Source organism: Snodgrassella alvi (genome assembly GCF_002777855.1).
Taxonomy (GTDB): domain Bacteria; phylum Pseudomonadota; class Gammaproteobacteria; order Burkholderiales; family Neisseriaceae; genus Snodgrassella; species Snodgrassella alvi_E.
In genome coordinates this window covers 36,967-50,807 of the sequence record NZ_MEIK01000035.1, presented here as the reverse complement: position 1 = coordinate 50,807, position 13,841 = coordinate 36,967, and the positions used below count along the sequence as shown (strand labels likewise).

9 protein-coding genes are annotated in these 13,841 nt (G+C 39.8%); 2 read left to right on the top strand and 7 right to left on the bottom strand.

What is annotated here, in order from left to right; translation table 11 throughout:
- Positions 1-569: 569 nt before the first annotated feature.
- The 7 genes from BHC43_RS08605 to BHC43_RS08575 all read right to left on the bottom strand — a co-directional run bounded on the left by BHC43_RS08605 (position 570) and on the right by BHC43_RS08575 (position 11,391).
- Positions 570-1,892 (bottom strand): TolC family protein, encoded by a 1,323-nt coding sequence (locus tag BHC43_RS08605; protein WP_100157127.1) that lies wholly within the window; start codon positions 1,890-1,892, stop codon positions 570-572.
- Positions 1,892-3,319: an HlyD family type I secretion periplasmic adaptor subunit gene (locus BHC43_RS08600; protein ID WP_180297467.1), complete on the bottom strand. Its 1,428-nt coding sequence runs from the start codon at positions 3,317-3,319 to the stop codon at positions 1,892-1,894. Before BHC43_RS08600 ends, BHC43_RS08605 begins: the two co-directional genes overlap by 1 nt.
- 32 nt (positions 3,320-3,351) lie before the next feature.
- Positions 3,352-5,493 (bottom strand): type I secretion system permease/ATPase, encoded by a 2,142-nt coding sequence (locus BHC43_RS08595; protein ID WP_100157125.1) that lies wholly within the window; start codon positions 5,491-5,493, stop codon positions 3,352-3,354.
- Positions 5,494-6,242: 749 nt separating this feature from the next.
- Entirely contained in the window at positions 6,243-7,763 is a 1,521-nt protein-coding gene (locus tag BHC43_RS08590) for a catalase (RefSeq protein WP_100157124.1), read from the bottom strand.
- A 280-nt stretch (positions 7,764-8,043) separates the two neighbouring features.
- Entirely contained in the window at positions 8,044-8,391 is a 348-nt protein-coding gene (erpA, locus tag BHC43_RS08585; RefSeq protein ID WP_100141308.1) for an iron-sulfur cluster insertion protein ErpA, read from the bottom strand.
- 54 nt (positions 8,392-8,445) lie between these two features.
- Positions 8,446-9,486 carry an N-acetyl-gamma-glutamyl-phosphate reductase gene (gene argC, locus BHC43_RS08580; RefSeq protein ID WP_100157123.1) on the bottom strand — a complete coding sequence of 347 codons (1,041 nt, stop codon included), beginning with the start codon at positions 9,484-9,486 and terminating at the stop codon, positions 8,446-8,448.
- A 33-nt stretch (positions 9,487-9,519) separates the two neighbouring features.
- Positions 9,520-11,391 carry a potassium transporter Kup gene (locus BHC43_RS08575; protein WP_257378012.1) on the bottom strand — a complete coding sequence of 624 codons (1,872 nt, stop codon included), beginning with the start codon at positions 11,389-11,391 and terminating at the stop codon, positions 9,520-9,522.
- A 432-nt stretch (positions 11,392-11,823) separates the two neighbouring features.
- On the opposite strand from BHC43_RS08575, the gene rimP reads away from it, so the two are divergent.
- Both rimP and nusA read left to right on the top strand, forming a co-directional pair.
- On the top strand, positions 11,824-12,306 hold the full coding sequence (rimP, locus tag BHC43_RS08570) for a ribosome maturation factor RimP (protein ID WP_100141306.1): 483 nt from the start codon (positions 11,824-11,826) through the stop codon (positions 12,304-12,306).
- A 47-nt stretch (positions 12,307-12,353) separates the two neighbouring features.
- Entirely contained in the window at positions 12,354-13,841 is a 1,488-nt protein-coding gene (gene nusA, locus BHC43_RS08565; protein ID WP_100157122.1) for a transcription termination factor NusA, read from the top strand.

The following is a 13,841-nucleotide window of genomic DNA, read 5'->3' as shown; positions in this document are numbered from 1 at the left end:
AAGAATATATTGATGCCCTATAGGTAAAGAAGTTTATCAGTAGGGTATCAATTATATTTATCCACTATAGTAGTACATAATAAATAATTCACATAAAATTCAACAGAAATGAAATATTATTTTGATATTGAATACAGCTTAAGTTACAACTCTTCCGAATAATCAAAAATCATTTTTTTTACAATATCATATTATGATTTTTTTATATAAATAAGAATGATAGAGATAAGCTAGCTATTTTAAGCAAAATCGAATACAACTGAGCAAAAACAAATACGTCAAAAGAAATACTCTAAATAATTAGAATTTTGGATATAACTTTTTAAAAATATCTTTCAAATGTACGTGAATATTTGTTATTCAATATATTTTAATTTATTCATATAATTTCAGTTCATGATTCATCATGGGGAAATATAGGTCAGCAAAGTTACTCAAGAAACTAAATTTTAATTTATCAAAACTTTCAATGAATGATTAAATAATAATCTAAACAGCTTTTAAAAAGAGTTATCAAAGTTAATTTTAATAGCTATTTAATTTTTTCTTAAATCAAATAATATATATATTTAATAAAGCAATTTATGCAGTTTTTTCTGTTCGTTCATTTGTGTCAGAACACCTGCACTTTGAAGTAACTGAATATATGTAGTAATGTAACTATACTGCGCTTCTGCCAGTTTTTGCTCTGCATCAGCTTTGGCCTGCAAAGCCTGTAATTCGTCCAAATTGCTCCGTATGCCAACCTTACGTCCCAATTGCGTAGCTTGTAGTTTTACTGCATTGGCTTTCAATAATTGTTGTTGAGCCTGAATCTGGTATAGATTACCTAATGTTGTTTGATAAGCCTGATCTATGTTCAGTTCAATTTTACGTTCAGTAGCAATTAGTTGAAATTTATTTTGCTGTTCTTTGGCTGCTGCTTCCTTAATTTTACTGTGAATTATTCCTCCTGAAAATAAAGGCATAGAAAGTTGAACGGTTACAATTCCTCCTTTACTTCGCGTGCCATGATCCATACCATAAAACTGCTGAATCTGATGATTATCCTGATACCCACCATTTAGAGTTAATTTAGGCCAGTTTTCAGCTTTGGCGGCAATATAAGCCTGTTTAGCATTTTGCAGAGCCATTTTTTGCTGCTGCCATTCCGGATTATTTTTTTGTGCCAGCAACAGCCAGTCTGATTTACTTGTTTTCCCAAGTAAATCACCAAAATCGGTGTGTTTCAACCGCTTTATTTGTTTGGGATCCAATCCTGTAATATTAGCTAAAATATTTTGTGCTACCAACAAATCCGTCATAGAACTGACTTTTTTTGCGCGTGCAGCTTCATAGCCTGCCTGAGCTTCATTGGTATCTACAATAGTGGCCGCACCCTTATTGAATAAAGCTTTAGCCTGTTTGATTTGCATGGCGTAAGCTTCTTTTTCTTTTTCAATTGAAACTAATTTGTCTTCTATCAATAAAACCTGAAAATAGGCTTTTGCAACTTTAAAAAGTAAATCTTCTTTCACATTTTCCAGCTGCCAATCAGCCATGCTGGCCGTGATTTTCCCCTGCTGATATTGTGCCCATTTGGATTTATCAAATAATGATTGACTTGCCTGAACATTCCATCCGTGAGTCTGAGTCGTACTGGATAAAGAGGAAGGTTGTTTCTGGTATACATAGTTAGTATTTACTTGCGGCAGTAAAGCAGCTCGAGTTTGTGGCAGTTGTTCCTTTTGTACATCCCGCTCGCTTTGTGCCGCAGCATAATCTGCAGAGTAATTGATTGCAGCCTGCCAAGCTTCGAATAAATCGAATGCCTGTGCATTAGAGTGTAGAAATACGAAGCCGAGTAAAGTACAGATAAATTTTCTGCAATTTAAGGGGTAATTTTTGTGCATCAGCGTTCTCGCATACTTTCATCTACTTTGGTTTGTAACGGGCTTAATAAATAAGTAATAACGCGACGCTTACCGGTTTTAATTTCAGCAGTAACATTCATACCTGCAGTCAAATTAACTTTTTTACCATCTATCATTAAATAATTTTTGTCTAGAACAATTGTTGCAGCAAACACCAATCCCAGTTTTTCATCTTCAATAGCATCAAAGCTAACATTTTTTACTTTTCCGGTTAGATAACCATAACGAGTGTAGGGGAAAGATTCGATTTTAATAACTGCATTCTGCCCAGCTTTGACAAAACCGATATCTTTATTTGATACCATTGCTTCAATTTCCATCTGATCCTGATCAGGCACCACCACCATAATCTGTTGAGCGGCAGTCACCACACCGCCCACAGTATAGGTGGCTAGCTGCTGTACTGTACCATCAACAGGAGATTTCAAAGTCATTAGCTGTTTGCGTTGTAAAGCTTTTTCTGTTGCTTGAGTGAGTTGCTGTATTTGTTCGTTTGCCTGTCGAAGCTGATCTAGCGTATCTCGTTTAAGTGTACTGGTTTGTAATTGACGATTTTGCTCTGCTTCACGAATACTTTCCTGTATTTGCCGTAACTGACTGCGCTGACTAGCTAAATCGTTTTTATTCTGAATAAATTTGCTTTCCTGTTCATAGTAAGCGTGTTTCGAAACAAAATTTTGTGCCAGTAAGTCTTTATAGTCTGATGTACGGCTTTGTTCAATGGCTGTAGTTTGCTCCAGCTTGCTTACCTGAGACTGAGTACCTTGAAGCTGAGCCTGATGTTCACGCAGCACCGTTTGCAATTGTGCATCTTGAGTAAACCAAGTCTGATACTGATTTAAAGCCAGAGATTGTGCTTCTGTAATCTGATCAGGACTAAGGTGCCACTGTGTCGCAAGCTTCTTATCCAGTATAGGAGGCTGATGAGTATCTAATGCGCGGATTACGGCCTCCAGACGCAATTTATTCAAACGAGCCGCCTGTAAAGATTTTTCCGATTGTGCATAATCACTGTCAGAGCCAATGCCACTTAACTCGACAAGTACTTGCCCGTTTTTTACATGGTCGCCATTTTTTACTGCAATTTTATCTACTACCGAAGTTTCTAATGGTTGAATAACTTTGCTGCGTCCACCTGGTGTTGTTTTGCCCGTGGCCACTGCAACAATATCCAGCTTACCGATTAAAGCCCATAGAAGAGCGATTACTGCGAACAGGATAATCAGTCGAGCGGTCCACTTTGGTGCCGCAGAAAGTGGAGTTTCGGTTAATTCCAGATGTGCTGGTAAAAAGGCACGTTCATCTTTATCGCGTTTAGGTGGATCGAGCTGAAACCGTACGGCCCACACATTTTTCCATACTGTGCTATAGCGTTGCAGGAAATCTTTAAATGCTTGAATGCGAATACTCATATATTATTTTCTTATTCTGATTCGTTTCAGCTGTTTTGCAGCTGATATAAATAGCGATAATAGCCATCTGGTTTGGCCAGTAATTCTTGATGAGTACCTTCTTCTACAATGCTACCCTTATCCATGGCAATAATGCGATTAGCCATACGCACTGTAGATAAACGATGAGCAATAATCAAAACGGTACGACCTTTACAAATAGCCTGCATATTTTTCATAATTGCACGTTCAGACTCATAATCTAGCGCACTTGTCGCTTCATCAAGTATTAAAATACGCGGATTACCAACCAGTGCTCTAGCAATGGCAACACGTTGTCGTTGTCCGCCAGACAATCCTGCACCTTGCTCACCAACGATTGTGTCGTATCCTTCAGGCAACTCCATAATAAAATCATGTGCACCAGCCATTTTTGCTGCATACATTATTTTTTCTAACGGCATGCCAGGATCTGCAAGTGCAATATTAGCGCGGATACTTTGATTTAGCAGAACGTTTTCCTGTAAAACAACGCCCACCTGACGACGTAACCACGCAGGGTCTGCCAGTGCCAAATCATTACCATCTACCAGTACCCGTCCACGCTCTGGCGTATATAAACGTTGCACCAGTTTGGTTAATGTAGATTTGCCAGAACCGGAACGACCAACAATGCCTAGTATTTCACCCGGTTTAATCTTTAAGTTCAAATCACGTAGAATTTCTGCACCATCTGGACGATAGCGAAAAGAGATTTTTTCAAACTCGATTTGTCCTTTAATATTGGGTAAGGCCATACGTGAAGTGGGATTTTCTGTTGGGGTATTTAAAATGTCCCCAAGTCTGGACACAGAGATACCCACCTGCTGAAAATCCTGCCATAACTGAGCCAGACGGATAACTGGAGCGGCTACTTGCCCTGCAAGCATGTTAAAAGCGATCAACTGTCCTACAGTCAGTTCACCTTTAATTACCAGATGTGCGCCAAGCCATAAAGTAATAAGTGTGACCATTTTTTGGATAAACTGTACGCCTTGCTGGCCAATAGTAGCCAGACGGGCAACACGGAATCCAGAGCTGACATAAGCTGCGAGCTGCTGATCCCAGCGTCTGGTCATCTGAGGTTCTACAGCCATGGCTTTGATCGTACCAATGGCAGTTACCGATTCAACAAGAAAAGACTGATTATCAGCATTGCGCGCAAATTTTTCATTCAGTCTAGAACGTAGTATGGGACTGATGGTGGCAGACCAGAAGGCATAACAGGGTAGTGAAATAATCACTACCAATGTAAGCCATCCACTATAAAACCACATGACTATCAGAAATATAAAAGAAAAGCACAAATCCAGAACAGAGGTCAGTGCTTGCCCGGTTAAAAAGTTACGGATTTGCTCAAGCTCCCGTACTCTTGCCACCGTATCACCTACTCGGCGATGTTCAAAATAAGCCAAAGGCAGGCTTAAAAGATGACGAAAGAGTCTTGCACCTAATTCGACATCAATACGTGAGGTAGTATGGGCGAAGATATAAGTACGCAGTCCACTGAGGACTACATCAAAAATAATAATTACCAATAATGCAAAGGTAATTACATCAAGAGTAGAGAAACTGCGGTGTACTAGAACTTTATCCATGACTACCTGAAAAAACATAGGCGTCACCAGAGCGAAAAGCTGAATAAAAACCGATACTACCAATACTTCTAGAAAAATTCGGCGATATTTAATTACAGCAGGAATAAACCATGTGAAATCAAATTTAGCTAATTGCCCAAGTACAGATGCTCTAGAAGTAACCAGAATCAGTTGGCCAGAGTAACGCTGTGCAAATTCTTCTTGGCTGAGTATAACCGGCTTGCCCTGTGCTATATCCTGTATCAGATACCGGTCGCCATCTACTCTGGCTAAAATAAAATGTTGTCCATCCTCACGCCAGACTACTGCTGGTAATGCTACTAATGAAAGCCGCTCTATACGATGTTTTACCAGCTTTGCTTTCAGCCCTAAATCTTTTGCAGCAAGAAGCCATTGTTCAACATTTAAATCTTCTTTTTCTGTGTATTTATGCGTTATATCTGCCGGATTAACTGCAATACCATGATAGTGAGCCAATAAAACAAGCGCTGATAACGCAATATTACTTTTTTGTGCTGAAGATGTTTCAGATAATTCCGAAGATGGTTGCATAGGGGTGAGTAAACAAGTTAGTATAATTTACCACAATTTAACATAAATACTTAAAAATTAATACACCTAGAATAGTATAAAAAATTATGTGGTTATTATATTTATTAGTTAGTTATAATTTTTAATATTGAAATGGTATGTAATTTGATTATTAAATATAAGTATATATAATGAATTAAAAAATGAATTTTATATATATTTGTCTTACAAAATTAATGCCTATGAAATTATATTTAAATAATTTGCTAATCATACACTCTAATATTAATTTCAAGTTTCTCTTTAATTATATTAAAGAGTTTGTAACTTTATAGCCATATTCAGACTCAGGCTTAGATTGGAAAAGATATAATGAATATGGAAAAAATATTTAAATTATTAAATTTTTCATATTGTTAATAACATATTCTTGGCTTGCTAGGTTTAAAAATAAAACACTATGATTGGAACTAAACAAGAAAATGATAATAGATATATCGTGAAATAATAGATACATACAGATTATGGCAATTTAGATTTGCAGATTTTATAATTTATCTTTAACAGCCTTTTATTTACTAAAAAACATGAAAATTAGGCTAATAAATATTAAAATATTTCTACTTAATTGTATGATATTATTTATTTTTTTTCAACAGTTATTTTGACTATCGATTTATTTTAAGTTTTAAACAATATTTTTTAAACAAAAATAAAAATCAGAAATCCTTAGTCTCAAATGTTTAAGGATTTCTGATAGACATTAATAATTAAATTAAAACTGCACAACCTTGAGCTGGATCGCTGCTACGCGCAGCCAGCGCATCTTCAACGGTCATGCCTAAGGCTTTGGCTACACCGGCGCCATAATCAGGATGGCAGGCATGGCAATTGCGGATGTGGCGATATTTAATAAAATCAAGTGCATCCCCCATGGCTCGTGCGGTATTTTCGAACAATACTTGTTTTTGAGCATCACTCATCAGATTAAAAAGAGCTCGAGGCTGACTGAAATAATCATTATCGTCTTCATGAAAATTCCAGAAGTCTGCATCTCCGTGTATTTTTAATGGTGGCTCTCTGAATTCCGGTTGTTCTTGCCACTGATGAAAACTATTTGGTTCGTAATGTGGCAGACTACCGTAGTTGTCGTCTACTCGAGTTAAACCATCACGATGATTGCTGAATACGGGACAACGGGCTTTATTTACTGGTATCTGATGATGATTTACGCCAACGCGATAACGAGCAGCATCTGCGTAGTTATATAACCGAGCCTGTAATACTTTATCGGGTGAAACGCTTATTCCCGGAACCAAATTGCTGGGGGCGAAAGCAGCTTGTTCAACATCAAGATAATAGTTATCGGGATTACGGTTTAGTTCGAATTCGCCTACTTCGATCAGCGGATAATCTCCATGTGGCCAAACTTTGGATAAATCAAATGGGTGATAAGGTACTTTTTCTGCATCGGTTTCGGGCATGATTTGAACGTACATAGTCCATTTTGGAAAATCACCTTTTTCTATAGCATTGTAGAGATCTCTCTGATGACTATCCCGATCCTGTCCCATGATGTTGGCAGCTTCTTCATCGGTAAGATTTTTGATGCCTTGTTGGGTACGGAAATGAAACTTAACCCAAAATCGTTCTTTGTTGGCATTGATAAAGCTGAAGGTGTGGGAGCCAAAACCATGCATATGACGATAACTAGCTGGAATGCCTCTGTCTGACATAGTAATAGTAACTTGATGAAAAGCTTCGGGAAGCAGTGTCCAATAGTCCCAGTTGTAAGTAGGGCTACGCAGGTTAGTACGAGGGTCCCGTTTGACTGCTTTGTTTAAATCTGGAAATTTGCGAGGGTCGCGCAGAAAAAAAACCGGTGTGTTATTGCCAACTATATCCCAATTGCCTTGCTCGGTGTAGAACCGCATGGCAAATCCTCGAATATCCCTTTCTGCATCGCCGCCGCCACGTTCGGCTGCTACTTCTGAAAAGCGAACAAACATTTCGGTCTTTTTGCCAATCTGACTAAACAATTTGGCACATGTGTATTGTGTAATATCGTGAGTGACAGTAAATGTACCAAATGCACCAGAACCTTTGGCATGCATTCGTCGTTCGGGAATAACTTCGCGCACGAAATTAGCCAGTCTTTCATTTAGCCACAGATCCTGCGCCAATAATGGGCCACGAGGACCGGCGGTGAGACTGTTTTGATTATCAGATACCGGGGCACCCTGATCGGTGGTCAGGTGGGTAACTGGACATTTTTTTAAATCATGGTTCATGGTAAAGCTCCTTATTAATTTATTATTAACTAAGAAAGGCCTTTACTGCTCTGGCACCTTGATTATTATAAGCTTGGTATAAAAATACTAATGTAAATAACTTGTTATTTTACATTTTATTGAAGATGACAAATTTTTTTAAAACTTGTCAATTTAATTATATTTTAATGTTCATTGTTTAATTAAAAACATCAACCAGCCTGTTTTGGCTGGTTGATGTTTTTTAAATTTAGTTAATTATGATTTATTTTAGCTGAATTGATATTTTAAAGTTTTACGGTTAAACAGAAAAAGATGAGCCACAGCCACATGTGGTGGTGGCATTTGGATTGCGGATGACAAATTGCGAACCATGCAGGCTTTCGGAGTAATCAATTTCTGCTCCGACAAGATATTGGTAACTCATTGGATCAATCAAAAAGGTTAATCCGTCTTTTTCAATTTCAAAATCATCTTCATTTACGATTTCATCAAACGTAAAGCCATACTGAAAACCAGAACAACCTCCTCCAGTTACAAATACCCGCAGTTTAAGATCGGGGTTATTTTCTTCAGCAATCAAATCTTTAACTTTGGTACAGCAGCTTTCGGTAAATACAATGGGTGTTTCAATGTCGGTTTCTGACATGGCAATTCCTTTTAAAAGATGTGTGCATACTGGATTGTCTATCCTGCCGGCTAGTTATGGCAATAGGGGAACAAATGTTAATCCACAGCTTTCGTCAAGCCCATACATGATATTCATATTCTGAACTGCTTGTCCGGCTGCGCCTTTAACTAGATTGTCTATAACCGACAGAATTATCCATGTGTTATTTTCAGGAGCTGGCTGTAAGCTGATTCTACAAAGATTTGCTCCGCGAACAGATCGAGTTTCCGGCGTACTGCCAACTGGCATGACATCTACTACTTGGCTGTTACAATAGTATTCATCAATCAGTTCGGCTGGATTGTAACCATTTTTTACTTGTACATATATGGTGGCATGCATGCCGCGAATCAAGGGGGTGAGATGGGGAACAAAAACGAGATTGTTTCCCATCTGGGGGTGTAGATAATTAAGGGTTTGTCTTATTTCGGGTAAATGACGATGGCCGCTGATGCCATAAGCCCTAAAATTATCGCTGCATTCAGCATACAGATTGCTGGAGCTCGCTTTGCGCCCTGCACCGGAAACGCCAGATTTGCAGTCTGCTATTACTGGCTGATTATCAATCAGGCATTGCTTTTGCAGCAATGGGATTAAAGGCAGGCTGACGCAGGTCGGATAACAGCCTGGGTTCGCTACTAATTGTGCATTGGCGATGGTTCTACGGTTTAGTTCGCACAGACCATATACAGCTTTCGCAACCCATTCTGGGCTACTATGAGTAAATGGATACCATTGTTGCCACAGAGAAACATCTTTGATGCGGTAATCCGCTGATAGGTCAATAACTTTTACACCTTGTGCCAGTAAAGGTGGTGCTTCCTGCATAGCTATGCCATTGGGAGTAGCAAAAAAAACGACGTCACAATCCTTTAAACAGGCTTGTTCTGGATGTTGAAACACCAGATCATCGTACTGCCCACGCAGACTGGGAAAGTATTCACTTAATTTTATTCCTGCTTCACTTCGGCTGGTAACGGCAATGATTTCTGCTTCGGGGTGGTGGGCAAGAAGGCGCAGTAATTCTACTCCTGTGTATCCTGTAGCACCGACAATACCAATTTTAATACTCATAAATTTTTCCTGTTTTGGTAACGGGTATGTTGGTTAAATGACTACTTGAGCGCCCAGTTCGACTACACGGTTAGCAGGGATATGGTAGTAGTTTGTAGCTGTTGCGCTGTTTTTATATAGCCATTTAAATATGCGGGCGCGTAAGCGTCCCATATTGCCATGTTTGGTTCGAGCAGCAACGACGATGCTGTCATGAGAAAGAAAAAACGATGTATCCATGGTATCAAGTGTGATGCCTTGTTCGGCCATCAATGACAGAATGTGGCTAATGTTGGCGGTTTCCTGAAATCCGTAATTTGCAATTACGCGGGTAAAACGTGGCCCTATTTGCTTCATGGCAATGCGTTCATTATCGGCGATATAAGGTATTTCTTTGGTTTTGATACTGAGTAAGACATTGTAGCTATGTAAGACTTTATTATGTTTAAGGTTATGAAGTAATGCGCGAGGTACGCTGAATGGATCTGATACCATAAATACGGCATTACCTGTAACTACCTGTGGTGGGAAGTCATGTAGATTTTCGACAAAGTTATCAAGTGAAAATTCTTTGCTTTGCTGTGCCTGATGCAATTGCCATTGTCCACGGCGCCAGGTTGAAAAAAGAGTAACGACAATCAAAGCTACCATTACGGGAAACCAGCCTCCATGAATAAGTTTCAATAGATTGCTGCTGAAAAAAACCAGATCAAAGCAAAGGAACAATGAGGTAAGCATTACTGCAATGGGTATAGGCCAGTGCCAGTTTTTAATCATGACAACACAAAACAAGCATGAGGTAATGACCATGGTTCCGGTAACGGCGATGCCGTAGGCTGAGGCTAAATGTTCAGAATCGTGAAAAGCCAACACTACTAAGGTAACGGCGGTTAGTAATAACCAGTTGACTAATGGCAGATATATCTGACCAATTTCTTCATTATTGGTATGGATGATGTTCATGCGTGGTGCGAATCCAAGCTGAATGGCCTGACGAGTGAGAGAATAGGCACCAGCTATAACAGCTTGACTGGCAATAATGGTTGCAAAGGTAGCAAGTATGATTAATGGGATTAATAACCAGTGTGGAGCACTCAAATAGAAAGGATTGTTAATTGCCGTTGGGTTATGCATAATCAATGCTCCCTGTCCCAGGTAATTGACTATCAGGCTTGGCAACACTATTTTAATCCATGCTGTTTGAATGGGCTGGCGACCAAAATGCCCCATGTCGGCATATAAAGCTTCAGCACCAGTTACAGCCAATACAACACAACCCAATCCGATAAAGCCATCCCAGCCATGATCAATGGCAAATTTGATGCCATAGTAGGGATTGAATGCCAATATTACTCTTGGTGCCTGTACTATCTGATAGAGACCTATCAAGCCGATGGCACTAAACCAAACAAGCATAACAGGGCCAAACAATTTGCCGATTTTATGAGTGCCCTTTTTTTGTATCAAAAATAATCCGAATAGAATTGCCAGTGCTATTGGCATTACGTACGGCCGAAAGCTTTCATTGATGACGGTCAGGCCTTCAGCAGCAGAAAGTACAGAAACAGCAGGCGTAATCATGGCATCGCCGTAAAATAATGCTGTGCCGGTAAGCCCCATCATCATGGCAATCCAGACTGGTTTCCCTTTTAGATGCCGCATAGCCTGTTGCATGAGGACTACCACTCCACCTTCACCATTGTTGTCAGCTCGCAAAATAAAAAGTACATATTTCAAGGTGACTATTAGTAGCAATGACCAGAGAATAAGAGAAACAAAACCTAATATATTTGTTTCAATGGGCGCTAAGGAAGATGCGCGAAAGCTTTCTTTTAAGGCATACAGAGGGCTGGTGCCAATATCGCCGTAGACAATGCCCAATGCTGCAAGTGTCATTGTCGTATTGGCAGAAAACTGTATACGCATTTATTTACCCTATTGATGTGTTTAACAGGGGGAGCAGTTTAGTCTTAACATGGGGTTTAGCCAATCCCTTAAGACTGGGTTTTTATAGATTTTTTTGTTTATTAGACCTTGATGTGTGCTCTTGATGTGAAATGAGTGCTTATTTTTGGTAAATATGCAGGTTTCAGCCAGTTTAAGTTAAGGTAGTGGCAAGTATTGTTGTAATAAAACCAAGGGTTAAGCTAAAAATTTTTTATGATCGGACTTTTAAGAAGTTATAAGAATATAAGAACCGATACAATTGATTGATATGTCTAGTTTTATCGCATTATATGGGCAATCAAAATAATGGCAGGTGGTTTCTTTTTTTTCAACAATGAGTTAAAATAAAGAAATTTTTCGAATTATTGAGAAATGGCCCTGAGGCCATTTTTTTGTTTTTACGGAGCACAGATGGATATTCAGGGCATTTTGGAAAAAACTTTGCCAGGTCTGGGCTATGAGTTGGTGAATTATGAGCTGACTTCGCAAGGAGATTTACGGGTCTTTATTGATAAAGCTGAAGGCGGCATTTCTCTGGATGATTGTGTAGCTGTTAGCAACCACTTAAGTCGTGTATTGGCGGTAGAAGATGTTGATTATCAGCGTCTGGAAATTTCCAGTCCTGGTTTGGATCGTCCGCTGACTAAGCCTGCTGATTTTGCACGTTTTGCAGGACAACTGGCTAAGATTAAAACCCGTTTGCCGATTGATGGCCAGAAAAATTTTATCGGTCGCATCAATGGTATTGATGATAATGGTTTGATTAGTATTACGCTGGAAGAGGCGAATGAAATACGCAGGGCCAAACGTGCAGCGGTTGCAGCCGGTAAAACGGTATGTATTGAATGGCAGAATGTTGACAAAGCACGTTTAAAGCCAGAGTTTGATTTTTAAATTAAATTTTCATATTGTTGTAAGCGCAGGCTTGCAAGGAGAATTAAATGAGTCGTGAAATTTTACTACTGGCCGAAGCTTTGGCAAGTGAGAAAAACGTTGATACAGAAGTAGTATTTAGTGCACTGGAGTTTGCTCTGGCCAGTGCAGCTAAGAAAAAAACTGAGCGTGAAAATATGGATGTGCGGGTAGTGATTGATCGCAATACTGGCGATTACCGCAGTTTTCGCCGCTGGCTGATTGTGGCGGATGAGGACTATACGTATCCGGATATTCAGAAAACGATTGAAGAAATACAGGAAGAAATTCCGGATACTACGCTGCAAATTGGTGAATATTATGAAGAGCCAATTGAGAATGTTGAATTTGGCCGGATTGGTGCACAGACTGCTAAGCAGGTTATTCTGCAGCGCATTCGTGATGCAGAACGCGAACAGATTTTAAATGAATTCTTACAACGCAAAGATAATCTGGTTCTTGGTACGATTAAACGTATGGAACGGCATGGTGCTATTGTGGAAATCGGACGATTGGAAGCATTGCTGCCGCGTGATCAGATGATTCCTCGGGAAAATTTTCGAAATGGAGACCGTGTAAGAGCTCTGTTTTTACGTGTCGACCAGATCGGCAATCGCAATCAGGTTATCCTGACTCGTATTTCGCGTGAATTTTTGCTGAAACTGTTTGAAATGGAAGTGCCCGAAATTGAGGACGGTCTGCTAGAAATTAAAGAAGTCACTCGTGATCCTGGCTTACGCGCCAAAATAGCGGTGAAATCAAATGATGCCCGCATTGATCCGCAAGGCACCTGTATCGGTGTTCGTGGTTCTCGTGTGAATGCGGTTACTGAGGAGCTAGCTGGTGAACGTATAGATGTGGTGTTGTGGTCACCTGAAACCGCTCAATTTGTGATTAATGCATTAAGCCCAGCTGAGGTTACGCGCATTCTGATTGATGAAGATCACCATTCTGTAGATGTGATTGTAGCTGAAGACCAGTTGGCACTGGCGATTGGTCGTGGTGGTCAAAATGTACGCCTTGCCGCAGAACTGACTGGCTGGCAATTGAATATTATGACTGTGGAAGAGGCGCAGGAACGCCACGAAGCCGAAGATAAGGCTATACGTGAACTCTTTATAAACAATCTTGGTGTTGATGAAAATGTGGCCGAAGTGCTAGTTCAAGAAGGATTTACTAGTCTGGAAGAAGTGGCTTACGTGCCTGTTCAGGAAATGCTGGAAATTGAAGGTTTTGATGAAAGCACAGTTGAAGAGTTGCGTAACCGTGCTCGTGATGCGATTCTGACTCTGGCCATTGCCTCTGAAGAGCAGCTGGAACGCATGGATGAAGACCTGAAAAATCTTGAAGGTGTCGATCAGGAGATGCTGCATGATTTGGCTAATGAGGGAATTAAAACCCGTGATGATCTGGCTGAGCTATCAGTTGACGAACTGATTGAAATTACTGGCATTGATGAGGAAACCGCCAAGAAAGTGGTGATGGCTGCACGCGCCCACTGGTTTGACGAAATATGA

Excerpts from the sequence above, each read along its gene's own strand:
- BHC43_RS08605 (WP_100157127.1), bottom strand. The coding sequence starts at position 1,892 with ATGCACAAAAATTACCCCTTAAATTGCAGAAAATTTATCTGTACTTTA.
- BHC43_RS08595 (WP_100157125.1), bottom strand. The coding sequence starts at position 5,493 with ATGCAACCATCTTCGGAATTATCTGAAACATCTTCAGCACAAAAAAGT.
- BHC43_RS08590 (WP_100157124.1), bottom strand. The coding sequence starts at position 7,763 with ATGAACCATGATTTAAAAAAATGTCCAGTTACCCACCTGACCACCGAT.
- erpA (WP_100141308.1), bottom strand. The coding sequence starts at position 8,391 with ATGTCAGAAACCGACATTGAAACACCCATTGTATTTACCGAAAGCTGC.
- argC (WP_100157123.1), bottom strand. The coding sequence starts at position 9,486 with ATGAGTATTAAAATTGGTATTGTCGGTGCTACAGGATACACAGGAGTA.
- BHC43_RS08575 (WP_257378012.1), bottom strand. The coding sequence starts at position 11,391 with ATGCGTATACAGTTTTCTGCCAATACGACAATGACACTTGCAGCATTG.
- rimP (WP_100141306.1), top strand. The coding sequence starts at position 11,824 with ATGGATATTCAGGGCATTTTGGAAAAAACTTTGCCAGGTCTGGGCTAT.
- nusA (WP_100157122.1), top strand. The coding sequence starts at position 12,354 with ATGAGTCGTGAAATTTTACTACTGGCCGAAGCTTTGGCAAGTGAGAAA.